The sequence below is a fragment of the Pseudomonas sp. ADPe genome (assembly GCF_014843515.1).
Lineage (GTDB): Bacteria > Pseudomonadota > Gammaproteobacteria > Pseudomonadales > Pseudomonadaceae > Pseudomonas > Pseudomonas citronellolis.
This window is the reverse complement of the sequence record NZ_CP062122.1, coordinates 4,650,505-4,667,429: the sequence shown is the minus strand read 5'-3', so window position 1 is coordinate 4,667,429 and position 16,925 is coordinate 4,650,505. Positions and strand designations below refer to the sequence as shown.

The following is a 16,925-nucleotide window of genomic DNA, read 5'->3' as shown; positions in this document are numbered from 1 at the left end:
GCGTTGTCAGGGCGTGGTCGATTCGACGAACGCCGGCTCGAAGTCCAGCAGGTCGGTGCCGCGCATGCCCAAGCCCCGGGCCACCGCGCGCCAGCCCGCCACGGCCTGGGCCACCTCGTTCCAGATCGCTCCCGCTTGCGCTGGATCCAGCCTGAAATACGGCGCCGCGGCCATCAGCATGTCCCGACTATCGATGACGCCCGCATCCTCGGTCAGCCAGGTCTTGCTCTCCCGACGGTCGCCCGGCATCGGGTTCAGGTCGAAGGCCGGCGACAGGCGCCAGCCGCGCTGGCGCGCGTCGTACAGGAAGCCGGTGTTGCGCAGGTGGTCGTCGGTGTTGCAGATCAGGAAATTGAAGACCAGCCGGCGCCACAGCTCATGGATGTCGGCAATCGGATCGGCGCCGGTCTGGAGCAGCACATCCACCAGTTCGGTGTAGGCATGCGTCGCGTCTCGGCCATCGGACTGGAGCATCGTCGCGGCCGACACGTAGGGGATGCGAGCGCCGTCGTCGGTGCGGTCGAAACGCCGGATGACGGCGACCGCCGTGCCGCCGATCACTTCCACGCGCGCCGGCGCCACGCGGATGCCGGCCTCGTCCGCCAGTTGCATGGCCAGCACTTCGCCCCGGATCACGTCGCGCCGATCCGCCTGGCTGGGAAATTTGCCGACCGCCAGGCGTCCATCGGTATCGCGCACCGTGGACTTGGGCCTGGCACCACCCAGCGAGGTGCCTTGCCCCAGCAGGTAGCGCAGGTCCTGCACGCTTTCCGTTCCGTCTTCCAGGGCGCGGGCCGCGTGGAGCACCTTGTCCAGTTCCACCAGGGGCGGTACACGCCGATTCGCTCCTCCGGCGCGCAGGTAGGCGCCAGATTGCGGATCGAACAGGCGCAGCGCGCCGATGCGCGCCTCGTCATCCACCCACATCACGAAGTCCACCGGGTCCAGGGCGGGCGTGTCGCGGTCTTCCTGCCGCAGCTTCGCATGGGCGCGCCGGATCACGCGCTCGCCCCAGGCGTCGGGCGCGGTGTCCTCCAGCGCGAGGAAGAACACCTGCCGGGGGTGCTGCACGCCGGCCACCGGCTGGAGATCGGGCGACAGCGTGAAGAAACGGGCATCCCGCAGCCAGCCTTCGTCGTAGCTGAACGCGCTGCGCCGGCCGCTGCCCAGATGTAGGCGCCCCACGACCAGGCCGCTCGCCCCCAGGTGGACTTCGAGGTCCGGACGTCGTGTGGGCCGAGGCGCTGCCATCAGAATCCCTTCAGGTCATCGGCCGGCGCGGGCACATCGCCTTTGTCGACGACGGGGGCTGCCTGCCGCTTCCTGCCGGCAGAGGTGCGTACCCGCTGCGGCAGTTGCTCCCGCACCAGTTCCATGCCGAGCGCGTCGTTCTCCAGGGTCATCGCCTGGGTCAGTTCATCGAGCCGGCCCAGCACGTGCAGCGCGCGCAGGAAGGTGTGCAGCGCGGTGCCGGGATAGCCATCTTCCATGCGCCTGACGGTGCTCAGGGACGTGCCGATGCGTTGAGCAAGGTCTTCCTGGCTCAGGCGGCGCATGCGCCGCGCCGCCGAGATGTCCTGCCCTAGGCGGCGCAATGCGCGCGCGACAGGCTGCGGCATCGCCACCTGCGTGCCAGAACGCTTTTGCTCGGAAGAAGACATCTTTTACGGCCTCAAATATGAGCTTATTTACCAAATAATCGTTCATATTTGAACGCAAAAATGGAGGGCGGTCAATCCAGCCCATGCCTGCCCCTTGCAGTTCCGGTGACCGCGCTGTTCCATTGCGAGCGGTCCTGTTCGGGGGAGGTAACAACGGGCTGCCAGCACCATTTGAAATCCGACGGGTGATCTCGCCTCTTCACCGCTCGATTGCGTTGCAGGAGCCACCAAACGGCTCTTTCGCACGCGTGCGAGAAACGGGGGGCATGCTTTGTCGATCTGGAGGCAGACCGCTGGAGTCTTGCCCGAAACCTCGTCGCACCCCGTCTAAGCGGCATCACTACACCTGATTCCGCCCGAACCGCGTCTGCTGACAGACCGTCGCTGTCTTGCATGCCGGTGACGACCAGGCTCTAACGCGAGAAGACCGAATCCGTCTTTCGCCTTGATGGCGTCTGTAGCAAAACCTCGTTATCGAGCCATCCTGCCATGAGCAGTCAACCCCTTGAAGCATACCGCCACGCAGTGGCTCGGTGCTGGTGGACAAGTGCCATATCGACAGGCGGCTGCTCTGGTGAACATCCGTCATCCCGGCCTTTCCCACAAGCCAAGCCGCCACCGTCTCGCGCCGTGAAGGTGCGTGCCGGCAGCGATTCCAATCAACGAGGGAAACAGATGTCCTGAATCCGGTTACCAGGGAGCAGCCATGCGAAAGCCACCTTCATCCGGCCCCCAAGCCAAGGTCTTTTACCGTCCGATCGAGGCGGCCATCCAGTGGACGGGGCTGTCACGCTTCGAGCGCCGCATCCTCGATCTCGCCAGGGGGATGAACCGGCTGCCGATGTCGGTGATCTGGTCGGCGATACGGAACTGGATCGACCAGGGGCTGGTGTAGCCATGACCACGGCCGGCGCACCACGGCGCGAAGGCCCGGTTGCGCTGTCGGCGGTGTTCGACGAGGCGCTGCGGCACCTTGATCCGAAGGAACCGGCGCAGGGCACGGCGCCAAGCCAGGACGGGTTTCTCTACAGCGGCAACCGCCATGAGAGCGTGCCGCGCCGACTGTTCCTCGACCGGCGCCTGACCCCGCTGGAGCGCAACGCCTGGCAGGTGTTCCGCCTGCAGCTCAACGACGACGGCGTGACCGCCTTTCCCACCTACGACCAATTGCGCCCCTACCTGGCCTCGATGCCCTGCGGGGCGCAGGCATCGCACGAGACCGTGGCGCGCGCCCTGACGCTGCTGCGGCTGACGCGCTGGCTGAGCCTGGTGCGACGACGGCGCGACCCGAAGACCGGCCGCATCCAAGGCAACCTCTATGTGCTGCACGACGAACCGCTGTCGCCCTTCGAGGCGATGCAGCTCGATGCCGACTACCTCGGCCTGGTCAGCCAGGCGCTGACCCATGCCGCCAAGGCGGTGCAGATCGTGGGCATGAACACGCTCAAGGAGATTGCCGAAGACCCGCTGCTCAGCGGCCGCACGCTGCCGACCCGCCTGCAGGTGCTGGCGCAGCGCATGGCGCTGCATGGCCGGACGACGCCAGGTTATCCACAGGAGGGTGCGGACCACGAATCCGAAGAAGGCCAGGAAGCCCATCTTCGGAATGCTGCGCGCCCGTCTTCGGAATCCGAAGCAGGGCCGAAACCCGCGCCGGACGGCTCTCTTCGGATTCCGAAGGAGGACCGTACAGTACGTAGTGATCGTATAAATGAAGTACGTACAGTACCGCGCGCGAGGGCCTTGCAGAACCTGCGGCTGCCCGAGCGTTTCCTGCGCCTGAAGGACGAGCAGCAGGCCGGTGCGCTGGTGGCACTGCAGCAGGTGGACGAGGCCCAGCGGCAGGCCGTACTCGACGAGTGGGCGGCACGCTGCCGAAACGGCGCGGTGCGCAACCCGGCCGGCTATCTCTTCGGCATCATCCAGAAGGCGATCCGCGGGGAGTTCAAGGCGTGGGCGGGCGACGGTGCCACAGTAGCGCCAGCAGTTCGTCCACCGCCATCCGCACCGGCACCGGCACCGGCACCGGCATCCCCCGAGGTGGTGCGTGCCCACCTGGCACGGCTGCGGGCGGCGCTGCGCGCCCCCTGACCGAGCGGGCTATCCCCAGGGGATGGCTGGGACAGGGAGCCTTCCGGGAGGCTCATTGGCATAAAATGCCAACACTGCTATTCTGACGCTGTTTCATCGTGGAGGCCAAGACCATGCCCACCCGCAATGTGGTGCTCAGTGAGCATCAACACGCTTTTGTCGAGGCCCTGGTTCAGTCCGGGCGTTACCAGAACGCGAGCGAAGTGCTGCGCGAAGGCCTGCGCCTGATCGAGCGGCGCGAGCAACTCGAAGAAACCAAGCTCAAGGCGCTGCAGAAAGCCGCCAAGACGGGCTGGGCCGATGTGGCCGCCGGCCGCTATACGGATGTGGACGATGACAAGCTCGAAGACTTCATCGGGCAGTTGGGGCAACAAGCCGCCGGTCGGGTGCAGACAGCTCGCTGATGGCGCGATATCGACTATCCGCTGCGGCACAGACGGACCTCATCGACATCCTGGCCTGGACGCACGAACACTTCGGCGACGTAGCACGCAAGCGCTACGAGGCGTTGATCGTGGCCGCGTTGCGCGATGTTTCCGCCCAACCTGACCGGCCCGGTAGTATCGAACGACCGGAGCTTGGCGACGGCGTGCGCTCCTGGCATCTGCACTTGAGCCGGGAGCGTGGCCGCACCGATAGCGGCATCGTACGTCGGCCGCGGCATTTCCTGATCTACCGCACGGAGACCGACGTGACCGTCGTCGGTCGTGTGCTTCACGACGCGATGGAGCTGGCACGACACCTCGACCCCGAGGCGTCCTGGGAATAACCGGCACCTCCTGCGGCACACCTATCCCCAGGGGATAGCCGGCACACACAGCCTTCCGTGCGGAACAAACCGGGCGCGCATGGGCTGCGGTTTGTTGACTGACGGCCTTCCTGCCGATGCCGATGCTGGCGACTCGCCCCTTCACCGCGAGTCGCTCCCATGGCCAACGAACGCACAGAACCCCTGCAACTGAATCTCGGATCGCTGCGCAGCGCGATGTCGCTGACGCTGCACACTCATCACGCTTCGCGCATCTGGCACGGCCGCGCACCGGCGGAGGGACGCGCCGGCATCATCGGCCTCAACGGCTTCATCAGCGCGATGAACAAGATGAAGCGCGGTTCCGAGCAGGATGATCCGTACTCCGATTTCTGGATGCTGCGTATCGAAGACAAGCTGGAGCAGACCAAGAGCACGCTGCAGGCGCTGCGCGAGCAGGTGGACCAGGCGCTGGCCGATGTACCCCCGGCGCTGTCGCTGGGCGAGAACATGAACGTGCAGCCAGTGAAGCTGCCGCTGTTCGTGAACGCCCAACTCGGCTTCATGGCGGTGTACCTGCTGGCCGACTACGACGACCTGGCACGCAAACTCATCCTGGCGCACCACACGGCGCTGATCGACCGCAGCACCTTGGAGCGCTGGCTCAATGATGGCGCGCACGCGTTGCGCAGCCTTTTCTCGCTGGCCCAGCAGTACCGCTACTCGGGCACGACGCGCGACGACTTCGCGGCGAAGAACGCCGCGGCGAGAGCAGCATTGGAGAAGTTCGGCGAACTGCCGCAGGACGTGCTGGAAGGCACGCGCCGCTCGCGCTTCGCGCCACCGATCGCGCGGCGGACAACCAAGCCCGGAATGCCGCCTGTTGCGCCTGCCATCGAGCCCGATGCGCCGGTTCCCACGGACGGCGCAGCCGATGGTGCGGCGGGCGACAAGGGGGCTGGCGCATGACCGCATCGCCCCCCATCAGCCACTCCACGCGCTTCGTGGCGCTGGAACAGGCGGACTTCCAGCGGCTGGAACACGCAGGCTACCTAAAAGGCCTTTTACAGCCTTTTAAGGGTAAGGGGAGTCTGGAGACCTGGGCCAGCCAGTGCGCAGCGCTGCGCGACGACGTGATTGGCCTGGCGCAGCGGCGCGTGCTGCCCCAGGCGCGCGCCTACCCCTTCAGCCTGCTCGACGTGCAACTGGCCCAGCAGGCCACTGGCGCAGGGACGACCTTCCTGCGCTGGCGCAATCTGGACCGTTCCTCCATGGGCGTGTCGTTGTGGGAGGCCCTGCTGGCCAACCCCGCGACGCCGGCGTCGCTGATCGACGAACTGTACGCGATGGAACTGCAGCGCATCGTGCTGAACATGCAGATCAGCCTGACCCACAGCATCGCTCGCCAAGCCCTGGAATGCGCCAGCAAGGCCGCCCAGGCGGAAGCGGCTTACCTGCGGCGTGTCCACGGGCATACCGCGGCCGTTCCACCCACCACCAAGGAGTCACCATGAGCACGCACTTCGTCGGCGAGGGCAACATCGGTTCTGCGCCGGACTATCGCGAATTTCCGAACGGCAACGACGAGCCGCGCCGGCTGCTTCGCCTGAACGTCTACTTCGACAACCCGATCCCGAAGAAGGACGGCGAGTACGAAGATCGCGGCGGCTACTGGGCACCGGTCGAGCTGTGGCATCGCGACGCCGAGCACTGGAAGACGCTGTACCAGAAAGGCATGCGGGTGCTGGTCGAGGGCCGCACCGTGCGCGACGAATGGGAGGACGCCGACGAGAACGAGCGCGTCACGTTCAAGGTCGAGGCGCGGCGCGGCGCGTGGGCATCCTGCCGTACCGCATCGAGTCGGTGGCGCTCAGCGCCAGGCCCGCCGCCGGACAGTAATTCGCCCATAGCCGTTCCCCCGAGGGCGGCTGTAGCAACCGTCATGCGCCCGCGATGCACCAGCGAGCCATCCCCAGGGGGGGCTCCAAGGTCGTCCACGGAGTTCCAGCCGCCCCTCCCGAAACGACGTCCTTGCTGCGCCAGATCCTGCGGTCTATGCGCACCGCTGCGGCAACGGACTGCCTGCCGATCACAAAGCGGCGCCTGCTTCAATCGGCTTCCTTGCTGCCGGCATCTCCTGGCCCTGCCAAGCTGACGCCCATCCGATGAACCGCATATTTCCGAGGAGGCTTCATGCGCGTATTCCTGTGCGAGAAGCCGTCCCAGGGCAAGGACATTGCCCGTGTGCTGGGCGCTGGCCAACGCGGCAACGGCTGCTACAGCGGTGCCGCGGTCGTCGTGACCTGGTGCATCGGTCATCTGGTCGAGGCGGTTCCGCCCGAAGGGTACGGCGAACAATACAAGCGCTGGGCCATCGAGCAACTGCCCATTCTTCCCGAGCGCTGGCGTGTCGAGCCCAAGGCGGCGACCGCGGCGCAATTCAAGGTCGTGCGGCAACTCGTCGCCAAGGCAAGCGAACTGGTGATCGCGACTGACGCCAACCGCGAGGGCGAGATGATCGCCCGCGAGATCATCGACCTGTGCGGCTACCACGGGCCGATTCAGCGCCTGTGGCTGTCGGCGCTCAACGATGCGTCGATCCGCAAGGCGCTGGGCGCGCTCAAACCGTCCGCCGAGACGCTGCCACTGCATTTCTCCGCACTCGCCCGATCGCGCGCCGACTGGCTGATCGGCATGAACCTGAGCCGGCTGTTCACCCTGCTCGGGCGCCAGGGAGGCAACTGACGATCCATGTGCCCCCCGATCTGCGCTCGGGCAGCACCCGCGCCTGGTGGGATGTGCCGCCCGAGAGTGTCTATGCCTTCGCCTTCTACGTCTGGCAGCAGGTCCAGCGCTGGCCGACGGATGGCGAACAGAATTACCCGCGCAACCTCCACGCGCTGTCGGCCTATTTCACACCGGCCTGCCAGGCCTTCCTGCGCCAGGACTACGAGCACCGGCGCAGCAGCGGCGAACTGCGCCAGCGGGTGCGCGGCATCTACGAGATTCCGGGGCGCGGCTTCGGCGACAACCCCACGATGCGGGTAAAGACGGTTTCCAGTCGCGACTGGATCGTCACGCTCGATGTCAGCGCGGACGAGTACTACGGCGCCGAGCAGGTCAAGCGGGCCCTGGTGCGCTATCCACTGAAAGTAGTGCGGCTGGACGTCGATCCCCCGCGCAACCCCTTCGGCCTTGCGCTGGACTGCTATGACGGCGCGCCGCAGCGGATCGAGGCACCGTCGCAGGCAGTGCCTCCGTCCGGCACGCCCGGCGGCGGCCTTTCGCAGGGAGGCAACCCTTGAAACACCACGTCTTCACCATCGTGGCGAGCCTGGCCCTTGGCTTCGGCCTGGTACCGGACAGCCATGCCATCGAGATCCTGCGCTGGCAGCGGCTGCCGCTGGCCGTCCCGCTGGTCGTCGGCCAGGAGCGCGTGGTCTTCATCGACCGCAACGTGCGTGTCGGCCTGCCCCCGAGCCTGGGCGAGCGGCTGCGCGTGCAGAGCGCGGGTGGAGCCATCTACCTGCGCGCCAGCGAGACCATCGCGCCGACGCGGCTGCAACTGCAGGACGTGGAATCCGGTGCCATCGTGCTGGTCGACATCGCCGCCACGGACGCCCGGGAAGGCGAGCAGCCGCTGGAGCCTGTACGCATCGTCCTGCAGGACGCCGCCGCGGAGGCCAGCAAAGACACCGCCGCCGGTCCGAGCCAAGCAGCGCAACCCGCCAAGCGTCGGCAGACGCCGGTAGCCGTTGTCCTGACGCGCTACGCTGCGCAGAACCTTTACGCACCGCTGCGCACCGTCGAGCCCGTGGCCGGCATCGGGCGCGTGCCGCTGCGGCGCCCGCTCGCGCTGGACACACTGCTGCCAACGCTGCCGCTCAAGGCGCGGGCGCTGGCAGCCTGGCGACTCGAAGACCAGTGGGTCACCGCGGTGCGCCTGACCAACACCTCGCCTCACCGTATCGATCTCGATCCAAGGGCGCTGCAAGGCGACTTCGTGGCCGCGACCTTCCAGCATCCCGACCTGGGGCCAGCGGGCGCTTCGACCGACACCACGATGGTCTATCTGGTCACGCGCGACCGCGGCCTGGCCGAGTCCCTGATGCCGGTGCTCAGCCCCATCGATGCCGGCACGAACTTGCCGCCGGCCGCCGCTGCGGGGAGGACGTCCGATGAGGAGTAATCCCCTGTTGAAGTGGCTGCTGATTCCGATGGCATTGTTGCTGGTGTTCGTCGGTGCCAGGCTGTTCTCGGGCAGCGACGCCGCACCTGGCAAGCCGGATGTCCCCGGGCAGCTCACTCCGGAGGAAATGAAGGCGCTCGGCATCGCGGGCGACACCCCGCGCGACACCGTCGCCACCCTGGTCGCGCAGGTCAAGCAACTCCGTACCGAATTGCAGACCGCGCTGAGCGACAACCGCCAGCACAAGGCCGAGAACGAGCGCCTGCGTACCCGCGAGGGTGCGATCGACCAGCGCATCCAAAACGCTCTCGACAGCGAACGCCGTCGCCTGGAACAGGAGCGCACCCAGGCCGCCAGCGACCGGCAGCAGACGCAAGGGCTGATGCAGGAACTGCAGCGCCGCCTGGACGAGCTGTCCGGCAAGGGCGATGTCGCCGACCTGCCGATCGGCCTTGGACTGGACGGGCACGACGGCGGGCCGCTCAAGGATGGCGGCATGCGCTGGATCGAACCGGATGATGCCCGGCCCGATCCGAAGGGCGGTTCGAGCAGCCCGCGCTTGCCCGCCTTTCCCTCCAGCTTCGGCCCGGCCTCGCCGGAGCTGTCGGCCGCGGCGGAAGCCGTCAGCGACAGGACGGCGCAGGCCGTTGCCGACACCACCCGGGCGGTCTATACGGTGCCCGCCAATGCCACACTCATGGGCTCGGTCGCCATGACCGCGCTGATCGGGCGCATTCCCATCGACGGCACCGTCAACGACCCGTTTCCCTTCAAGGTGCTGATCGGGGCCGACAACCTGGCGGCCAACGGCATCGAGATTCCCGACGTGGCCGGTGCGGTGGTCAGCGGCACGGCCTCGGGCGACTGGACGCTCTCGTGCGTGCGTGGGCAGGTCCGCTCCATCACCTTCGTGTTCAGCGACGGCACCATCCGCACGGTGCTGGAGGAAGACGGCAAGCGCAGTCGAAGCCAGGACAGCACCAGTCTGCTGGACGGCCTGAGCTGGATCAGCGATCCCTACGGCATCCCGTGCGTCTCGGGCGAGCGCCGCAGCAACGCCCAGCAGTACCTGGGATCGCAGGCGTTGATCACCGCTGCCGGCGCGGGCGCCGCTTCGCTCATCAAGTCTGACAACGGCAGCCACGCCGGCTTCATCCTCTACATGACCGACGCCGCACAGGACCAGGCAGACATCGACAACCTGCGCACAGCACTGAAGAACGCAAAGGGCCCGGGCAACTTCCGCAACCTGTTCATCTACGCGCCCAACGGGAAGAAGGAGGGGATCCAACTGATCCCGGTCAGCGAGGTGGCGGCGAAGGACGACTTCGGGGCGATCAAGAACATCAGTCGCGACGACCAGCTCGCCGCGCTGCGCGTCTACCCGCAGCTGCTGGGTGTGGTGCCGCAGAATGCCGGCGGCTTCGGCTCGATCACGGATGCGACGGCGGTGTGGGAGGCGAACGAACTGGCGCCGCTGCAGGCGCGGCTGCGCCAGGTGAATGACTGGGTCGGGGAGGAGGTGATCAAGTTTAGGGATTTCAAACTACCAGAAGCCTGAGTAGGCTACGGAGGCCAAAGCACCATCCAACACGGAGCATGACAGATGGCTAATTTCGAAGATGTCGTAAAAGAACTCATCACCACTCTTGAAAAAGATGGCCATCCTGACGCAAGGGCCGGCGCGGCTTTGGGCCTTGGTCACTGTGGTGGCCCCGGAGCTTTGTCCGCCCTGCGCAAGGCCATGACAACTGATGGAACGGCAGCAGTTCGGGGAGCCGCGGCTAAAGCAATCGGCCAACTCCTTTCTCGCGCTCAAGCGGCAGATCTGATCGGTTAAAATCACAGGGCCTGCTGCTGCGGGCCTTCGCTATACAGCCTATTCGCCGGTTCATCCCCGCATCCACGGGGAACACTCCCATATCCCGTGCGCACCGGAAGAACTGACCTTCCGCTCCAGCCTTCCCCTTCCGTACCCGTCCTGACGAATGACCAGCGTATCGCTCTCCAGCGGTTGAAGGCCGCCTTTTACCTCGTGGGCAGGCTAAACGACTACCGCAAACGAGATTGTTTATCAGTAACGGAAAGTTTCGATCCTAAATCACCCGGCGCGCGCAGTCGTCCCCCCGCCACGCCTGCGGGCTAAAGGGGGCACTTTTTCTTCACCCCTGCGGAGCCCTCCAGGCGGCCCAGGCTGGGCGCTGGCTGCACGTTTCGGCGGTGGGGAATACCTGCGAATCCCTGCACCGGAGCCCCTTTTCCTGGGCGCGGCAGAGGGCTGTCCCAGGCCGTGTTTTCGGTTGAGGCCTCGGGAAAAGGTAATTTTGGTAATTCGGGGTTCGAACACCCCTGGAAGCCACGTCGTTACTGGCTTTAGGCGATTACCTTGAAAGGTAATTTGAGGTAATTGGAAAGGTAATTTTTCTGTAAGTGATTGATTTACAAGGGTTTGATAAAACCGAAAACTTACCTTGGGGAAAGGTAATTCGATTACCCTAAAATTACCCTATTATTACCTTTAAGAAATCGTTGCAATCCATTGAAAAAAAGGGAAAAACGGTATTTCAAAAATGAAATTACCAAAATTACCCAATTTCGATGGGTCAACATAAAACGAAGGTCATGCCTTCGGCCGCTGGGTTGTAAGTCTGGTCCACTCTGCCGCGCTCACACTCCGGCGCACGCTGGCACAGACTCACAGAAACGGCCCCCGAAACGGCCCCCAGCTGTTCGCGAAGGTCTCGCTGGGCCGCTGAGAGGCCCGTGGAATCTGGAGCGGGCGAAGGGAATCGAACCCTCGTCATGAGCTTGGGAAGCTCAGGTAATACCATTATACGACGCCCGCTTGGGGGTGCCTTTTTACCAGAAGGCGCGGGCGGAGTGAAGCCTTGGTGCTGCACTTCGGGGCATTCGCCGATTCGGCTGTGCCGGGGGATGCCAAATGCCAGCATCGGCGGTATCTTCCGCTCCCATCGATTTCCCGCTGGGTTCAAGGCGAGGCAGGTTCATGGGCAATACCCTGGTGCGCGCGGCCGTGCTCGGTCTTTCGGTGCTGTGTTCGACGGCGGCGTTCGCGCGGGTCGAGGTTGCGCCGGTGCAGAACAAGTCGCTGGGGCTCACCCTGGCGGTGCGCGTCACCGAGGACATCGCGCCGGGGGACTACGAGCGCCTGCTGCAGGGGCTGAAGCGCAACCCCGGCAAGTTCGCCCGCAAGATCGCCCTGCTCGATTCCATCGGCGGCAGCCTGGGCGAGGCCATCAAGATGGGCCGGCTGCTGCGCGAGGCCGGGTTCGATACCTGGGTGCCGCGCAACAGCGTGTGCCAGGGCACCTGCGTCTACCTGCTGGCCGCCGGGCACACACGGCGGGTGCGCGGCTATGTCGGCCTGCACCGTCCCTACTTCCCCGGCGGCGATTCCTGGCTGGCCGACGGCGCCAGCCGCTACAGCCCTGCCGCCTATCTGCGCGAGATGGATGTGCCCGTCGCCCTGCTGGACGACATGGCGGCCATCGAGCCGGGGCGCATGCGCGTGCTTTCTACGCAGGACCTCGCGCGTTACCGGCTCGATTGAGCCACCTGGCACGACGGTACGCCTTGTAACAGCCCGCGCCGGGATTCCGTCGCCGTGCCCGCCTGCCCTCCTCCCGCCCCTTGGCGCCAGGCTAGAGCCGCCGGGGGCCTGCGCCCCGGGAATGGCCGGGCGCCATTATCGGGAATGGTTCTTGCTGTCGATCCGTGCGGAAGACCCAACTTACGCACGGATAGAAGAAAATCGGAGCAACCTGCATGTTCAAGACCTTCGGCAAGACCCTGCTCGCCGTGACTCTGGCGGGCGCTGTGGCTGGTATGGCGCAGGCGGACAACAAAGTGCTGCACGTTTACAACTGGTCCGACTACATCGCCCCTGACACGGTCGACAAGTTCACCAAGGCCACCGGCATCAAGGTCGTCTACGACGTCTACGACAGCAACGAAGTGCTGGAAGCCAAGCTGCTGGCCGGCAAGTCCGGCTACGACGTGGTGGTGCCGTCGAACAACTTCCTCGCCAAGCAGATCAAGGCCGGCGTCTACATGCCGCTGGACAGGTCCAAGCTGCCGAACTGGAAGAACCTCAACCCGGACCTGATGAAGACACTCGAGATCAGCGACCCGGGCAACAAGTTCGCCATCCCCTACATGTGGGGCACCATCGGCCTGGGCTACAACCCGGACAAGGTCAAGGCCGTGCTCGGCGACAACGCCCCGGTGGATTCCTGGGACCTGGTGTTCAAGCCCGAGAACATCCAGAAGCTCAAGCAGTGCGGCGTGAGCTTCCTCGACTCGCCCACCGAGATGCTGCCGGCGGCCCTCCACTACCTGGGCTACAAGCCCGACAGCAATGATCCGAAGGAGATCAAGGCGGCCACCGCGCTGTACCAGAAGATCCGCCCGTACATCACCTACTTCCACTCCTCCAAGTACATCTCGGACCTGGCCAACGGCAATATCTGCGTCGCCGTCGGCTACTCGGGCGACGTCTACCAGGCCAAGGCCCGCGCCGCGGAAGCGAAGAACAACGTCCACGTGCTCTACAACATTCCGAAGGAAGGCGCCGGCGCCTTCTTCGACACCGTGGCCATTCCGAAGGACGCCGAGAACCCCGAAGGCGCGCTGCAGTGGGTCAACTTCCTGCTCGAGCCGCAGGTGATCGCCGAGATCAGCAACGTCACCTCCTTCCCCAACGGCAACGCTGCCGCCACCGCGCTGGTGAACGAGGAAATCCGCAACGACCCGGGCATCTATCCGAAGGAAGAGGTGATGAAGAAGCTGTACGCCTTCCCGGACCTGCCGGCCAACACCCAGCGCCTGATGACCCGCAGCTGGACCACCATCAAGACCGGCAAGTAAGCCGCACCCGGGAGATAACGCACCAGGATGGTGCAATGGCAAGAAAAACGCCCCCTTTTCGCCCAGCGAGAGGGGGCGTCTCGCTTTCCGCTTCCCGCCCGGCGGCGCTGCCTTCCGTCGTCCGCGGGCTCGAATTCCCATCGTACTCCAGGCATGATGGCGTCGAGACATCACTGCATTTTCCCGCGCAACGGAAGCCATCGGTCGGGCCGGGCAAGCGCACCGCCATGGACCGAGGCGCCAGCGCGCCGGGCCGGCGCGTGCCTGCGCCCGCCCCCGCCGCACCGTCCCGGGGCGCACCCAGGAGCCCAGGCATGACCGCCTACCCCGACACCAACCCGCCACCGCTGCCCGAGCGCCCCGCCGAGGACTACCTGGCCGAGCGCGTCGCCACGCTGTTCTCCACCAGCCCGTCCACCGCGGTGGGCAACGTGTTCTCCGGCACCATGGTGTTCGGCGTCTACCATGCCAGCGCGCCCCTGCTCGGGCGCTGCCTTTGGCTCGCCGTGCTGGTGCTGCTGATGAGCGTGCGCCTGGGCCTGGTGTACGCCTGGCGGCGCAACCCGCAGCGCCTGGCGCCGCAGACTTGGGCGCGCCTGACCATGCTGCAGTGCGGCGCCGTGGGGCTGGCCTGGGGCATCGGCGCCATCTGGCTGATGAGCTACGGCACGCCCTACGAGGACGTGATCTACGGCTGCATCGCCCTGGCCTCGGTGATGGTGGCCATGAGCAACGTGTCCTACTGGCCGGCGCACCTGGCCTTCCACGTGCCCATGTTCTTCTTCCTGGGCATCGCCTATTTCCGCGACCCCGAACCCCAGGCGACCTTCCTGGCGGTCTCCGCCTGGGTGGTCTGCCCGTTCATCGCGGAAATGGGCCGGCGCCTGCAGATCCGCTTCAACGAGGCGCTCAAGCTGGCCTGGGAACACCAGGTGCTGGCGCACAAGTACGCGCTGGCCAACCAGGAACTGGCGGTGCTCAGCCGCACCGACGACCTCACCCGCATCGCCAACAAGCGCCACCTGGACGAGACGCTCAAGCGCGAATGGCACCGCTGCGCACGGCACGCCGAGCCGCTTAGCGTGCTGATGCTGGATATCGACCACTTCAAGCTCTACAACGACGGCTACGGCCACCTCGCCGGCGACGTCGGCATCCGCCGCGTGGCCGAGGCCATCCGCGACAACGTGCGCGAGCACTGCGACTTCGTCGCGCGCTTCGGCGGCGAGGAGTTCACCGTGGTCATGCCCGGCGCCGACCTGGCCAGCGCCTGCGCCATCGGCGAGCGCATCCGCGCCGCCGTCGAGGCCCTGCAACTGCCCCACGCCTGGGCCGCCCGCGGCCACCTGACGGTGAGCATCGGCGTGGCCTCCACCGCCCAGGGCCCGGTGGCCAGCCAGGAAGCCCTGGTGGGCAACGCCGACGTGGCCCTGTACGCCGCCAAGCACGGCGGGCGCAACCGGGTGGAAGCCTTCAGCGGCGATCCGGCCAAGGCGCCGCTGCCGCCCGGCAAGGTCGAACTGCCCGGCTGACCGGCCGGGCGCCAGCGCCCCCGCAGGAAAGCTTCAGACGCGGCGCCCGCTCAAGGGCGCGGCCGGCGCGTGCCCGGCGATTTTCCGTGAAAATGTTCAGTATAATTTTCATGTAAAGGTCTGATCCGTAAAAAATAATGGACCGATATTTATCGAATTAAAGAGAAAATCCTTTAAATACAGTGAGTTGAAAATGAAATCGCCATGAATTTCGGCCATTATTTTTAACGATCGAAAGCGAAATTGTTTGACATATTTTACGGCTCTGGCAGGCTGGTGGGCAGGCTTCGACCGTTTGCGGGCGCTTCCAGCCCCGCTACGGCAGTGCTCGGAGCCCCAGGTAGCGCCCTCCCGGCCGCGCCTGCACATAAACGACAGGCCGAGCCTGTCCCAAGGTGACATATGTCCAACAGCAACATTGGCAATAACAATCAGAAACTCCGCAAGCCCGTCGTCCTGATGTCCATGGGCGCCCAGGAACGCAAGGGCCACGACTATCAGGTGATGACCCACAAGTACATCACCCCGATCAGCGACATCGCCGGTTGCGTGCCGGTCCTGGTGCCGACCTGCTGCGGCATCGACGATCTCGAGCAGTACCTCGACATGGCCGACGGCGTCTACCTCACCGGCGCCGGCAGCAACATCGACCCGGCCCTCTACGGCCAGGAAAACGAAACCCCCGGCAAGGCCCAGGACAAGCAGCGCGACCTCTTCGACCTGCCCCTGATCAAGGCCGCCATCGCCCGTGGCCTGCCGATCTTCGGCATCTGCCGCGGCATGCAGGAAATCAACGTGGCGCTGGGCGGCGACATTTACCAGAAGGTCTACGCCGAGCCCGGCTTCAACGACCACCGGGAAAACCCCGAAGACCCGGTCGAGGTGCAATACGCCCCGGCGCACAGCGTGCGCGTGGCGCAGAACACCTGGCTGCACAAGCTGCTGCAGACCGACTCGATCCAGGTCAACTCGCTGCACGGCCAGGGCCTGAAGAACCTCGGCAAGGGCCTGGAGCCCATCGCCCACGCCGAAGACGGCCTGGTCGAGGCGATCCACGCGCCGAGCCTGTCGCCCTTCCTCTTCGCGGTGCAGTGGCACCCGGAATGGCAGGCGCTGAAGAACCCCGATTCGGTGAAAATCTTCCAGGCCTTCGGCGACGCGTGCCGCCAGCAGGTCAAGAAGAAGCAGGCCCGCTACGGCAACGCTGCCTGAGCGGGCGCCGAAAGGCGCTGATGAAAAAGCCGCTCCTCCTCATGGGGGAGCGGCTTTTTCGTTTGTGCGGCGTTCGGGCCACTGCAGAGGCTGGCAGTTGCCTGCGCGTCCGCGATAGCCGGTGATATCGGCGTGATTCGCGGATGAGCGAGCATGGCTTTTCGTAGGATGGTGTTGAGCGAAGCGATACCCATCACCACCACCGCATGGGTTTCGCCAAGGCTCAACCCATCCGTTGAGGCGCGCTTCGGCGCAGCCGCCAAGACAGTTGCGCCTACGTTGCAGGCGAGCACGGCTTTTCGTAGGAGCGAGGGGGACGCCTGGTCCTTGCTCGCGAATGGAAGCTGCCGGTGGCGCAGGTGCCAGGCTCAAGAGCACCCTCTCCCCAACCCTCTCCCGCAAGCGGGAGAGGGGGCTGTCCTGAGCGGTCTGGAGGTCAGGCACCATCCTTCCCCTTCGCCACTCTTGCGAACGCAGGGACAGACAGGCATTTCAGGCTGACTCTGGATTCACCACTCACGCCGAACGGCTCCCTCTCCCTCCGGGAGAGGGCTGGGGTGAGGGAACAACCGATACACCGCAACCGCCAGGAGGTTCGCGAGCAA

At 65.6% G+C, this 16,925-nt stretch carries 14 protein-coding genes, 1 tRNA gene and 5 pseudogenes; 16 read left to right on the top strand and 4 right to left on the bottom strand.

All coding sequences use genetic code 11. The features are described 5' to 3' along the window. Nucleotides 1–6: 6 nt before the first annotated feature. The gene (locus tag IG194_RS21225; protein ID WP_058070491.1) at nucleotides 7–1,251 is read right to left on the bottom strand and encodes a type II toxin-antitoxin system HipA family toxin; all 1,245 of its coding nucleotides are present in this window, start codon (nucleotides 1,249–1,251) and stop codon (nucleotides 7–9) included. Beyond that, complete coding sequence (locus tag IG194_RS21220) at nucleotides 1,251–1,661, bottom strand: helix-turn-helix domain-containing protein (RefSeq protein WP_064987532.1); 411 nt, start codon at nucleotides 1,659–1,661, stop codon at nucleotides 1,251–1,253. The genes IG194_RS21225 and IG194_RS21220 overlap by 1 nt, the downstream gene beginning before the upstream one ends. Before the next feature lie 808 nt (nucleotides 1,662–2,469). On the opposite strand from IG194_RS21220, the pseudogene IG194_RS21215 reads away from it, so the two are divergent. The 12 genes and pseudogenes from IG194_RS21215 to IG194_RS21160 form a co-directional block, all read left to right on the top strand. Beyond that, nucleotides 2,470–2,556: pseudogene (locus IG194_RS21215) on the top strand (coproporphyrinogen III oxidase); the annotation flags it as partial. Nucleotides 2,557–2,558: 2 nt separating this feature from the next. Further along, nucleotides 2,559–3,752 carry an STY4528 family pathogenicity island replication protein gene (locus IG194_RS21210; protein ID WP_058488659.1) on the top strand — a complete coding sequence of 398 codons (1,194 nt, stop codon included), beginning with the start codon at nucleotides 2,559–2,561 and terminating at the stop codon, nucleotides 3,750–3,752. A 113-nt stretch (nucleotides 3,753–3,865) separates the two neighbouring features. Continuing rightward, the gene (locus tag IG194_RS21205) at nucleotides 3,866–4,156 is read left to right on the top strand and encodes a type II toxin-antitoxin system ParD family antitoxin (RefSeq protein WP_009618238.1); all 291 of its coding nucleotides are present in this window, start codon (nucleotides 3,866–3,868) and stop codon (nucleotides 4,154–4,156) included. After that, the gene (locus IG194_RS21200; RefSeq protein ID WP_043315149.1) at nucleotides 4,156–4,521 is read left to right on the top strand and encodes a type II toxin-antitoxin system RelE/ParE family toxin; all 366 of its coding nucleotides are present in this window, start codon (nucleotides 4,156–4,158) and stop codon (nucleotides 4,519–4,521) included. The genes IG194_RS21205 and IG194_RS21200 overlap by 1 nt, the downstream gene beginning before the upstream one ends. A 159-nt stretch (nucleotides 4,522–4,680) precedes the next feature. Then, complete coding sequence (locus IG194_RS21195) at nucleotides 4,681–5,469, top strand: PFL_4669 family integrating conjugative element protein (RefSeq protein ID WP_043272437.1); 789 nt, start codon at nucleotides 4,681–4,683, stop codon at nucleotides 5,467–5,469. After that, a complete protein-coding gene (locus IG194_RS21190) occupies nucleotides 5,466–6,014 on the top strand; it encodes a DUF3158 family protein (RefSeq protein WP_009618235.1) in 549 nt (182 codons plus the stop codon). Before IG194_RS21195 ends, IG194_RS21190 begins: the two co-directional genes overlap by 4 nt. Further along, nucleotides 6,011–6,399, top strand: a pseudogene (locus tag IG194_RS21185) (single-stranded DNA-binding protein). Before IG194_RS21190 ends, IG194_RS21185 begins: the two are co-directional and overlap by 4 nt. Nucleotides 6,400–6,693: 294 nt before the next feature. Next, nucleotides 6,694–7,239 (top strand): annotated as a pseudogene (locus IG194_RS21180) (toprim domain-containing protein); the annotation flags it as partial. Further along, a pseudogene (locus tag IG194_RS21175) lies at nucleotides 7,236–7,805 on the top strand (PFL_4703 family integrating conjugative element protein); the annotation flags it as partial. The pseudogenes IG194_RS21180 and IG194_RS21175, both read left to right, overlap by 4 nt. Then, a complete protein-coding gene (locus IG194_RS21170; protein WP_058488657.1) occupies nucleotides 7,802–8,689 on the top strand; it encodes a TIGR03749 family integrating conjugative element protein in 888 nt (295 codons plus the stop codon). The pseudogene IG194_RS21175 and the gene IG194_RS21170, both read left to right, overlap by 4 nt. Then, a pseudogene (locus IG194_RS21165) lies at nucleotides 8,679–9,836 on the top strand (TIGR03752 family integrating conjugative element protein); the annotation flags it as partial. The gene IG194_RS21170 and the pseudogene IG194_RS21165, both read left to right, overlap by 11 nt. Before the next feature lie 459 nt (nucleotides 9,837–10,295). Further along, a complete protein-coding gene (locus IG194_RS21160) occupies nucleotides 10,296–10,529 on the top strand; it encodes a HEAT repeat domain-containing protein (protein ID WP_082996197.1) in 234 nt (77 codons plus the stop codon). Between the two features lie 931 nt (nucleotides 10,530–11,460). On the opposite strand, the gene IG194_RS21155 is transcribed toward IG194_RS21160, so the two are convergent. Further along, nucleotides 11,461–11,534 (bottom strand) — tRNA-Gly (locus tag IG194_RS21155). Between the two features lie 162 nt (nucleotides 11,535–11,696). On the opposite strand from IG194_RS21155, the gene IG194_RS21150 reads away from it, so the two are divergent. The 4 genes from IG194_RS21150 (at nucleotide 11,697) to IG194_RS21135 (ending at nucleotide 16,320) form a co-directional block, all read left to right on the top strand. Beyond that, complete coding sequence (locus tag IG194_RS21150) at nucleotides 11,697–12,260, top strand: hypothetical protein (protein WP_058488656.1); 564 nt, start codon at nucleotides 11,697–11,699, stop codon at nucleotides 12,258–12,260. 215 nt (nucleotides 12,261–12,475) lie between these two features. Next, a complete protein-coding gene (locus IG194_RS21145; RefSeq protein ID WP_009618079.1) occupies nucleotides 12,476–13,576 on the top strand; it encodes a polyamine ABC transporter substrate-binding protein in 1,101 nt (366 codons plus the stop codon). Nucleotides 13,577–13,890: 314 nt separating this feature from the next. Then, complete coding sequence (locus tag IG194_RS21140) at nucleotides 13,891–15,108, top strand: sensor domain-containing diguanylate cyclase (protein ID WP_009618077.1); 1,218 nt, start codon at nucleotides 13,891–13,893, stop codon at nucleotides 15,106–15,108. Between the two features lie 402 nt (nucleotides 15,109–15,510). After that, nucleotides 15,511–16,320: a gamma-glutamyl-gamma-aminobutyrate hydrolase family protein gene (locus tag IG194_RS21135; protein ID WP_043272434.1), complete on the top strand. Its 810-nt coding sequence runs from the start codon at nucleotides 15,511–15,513 to the stop codon at nucleotides 16,318–16,320. Here IG194_RS21135 and IG194_RS21130 read toward each other — a convergent pair. After that, entirely contained in the window at nucleotides 16,302–16,613 is a 312-nt protein-coding gene (locus IG194_RS21130) for a hypothetical protein (protein ID WP_141679698.1), read from the bottom strand. The two genes, IG194_RS21135 and IG194_RS21130, sit on opposite strands and share 19 nt — an antisense overlap. Nucleotides 16,614–16,925: the final 312 nt, after the last annotated feature.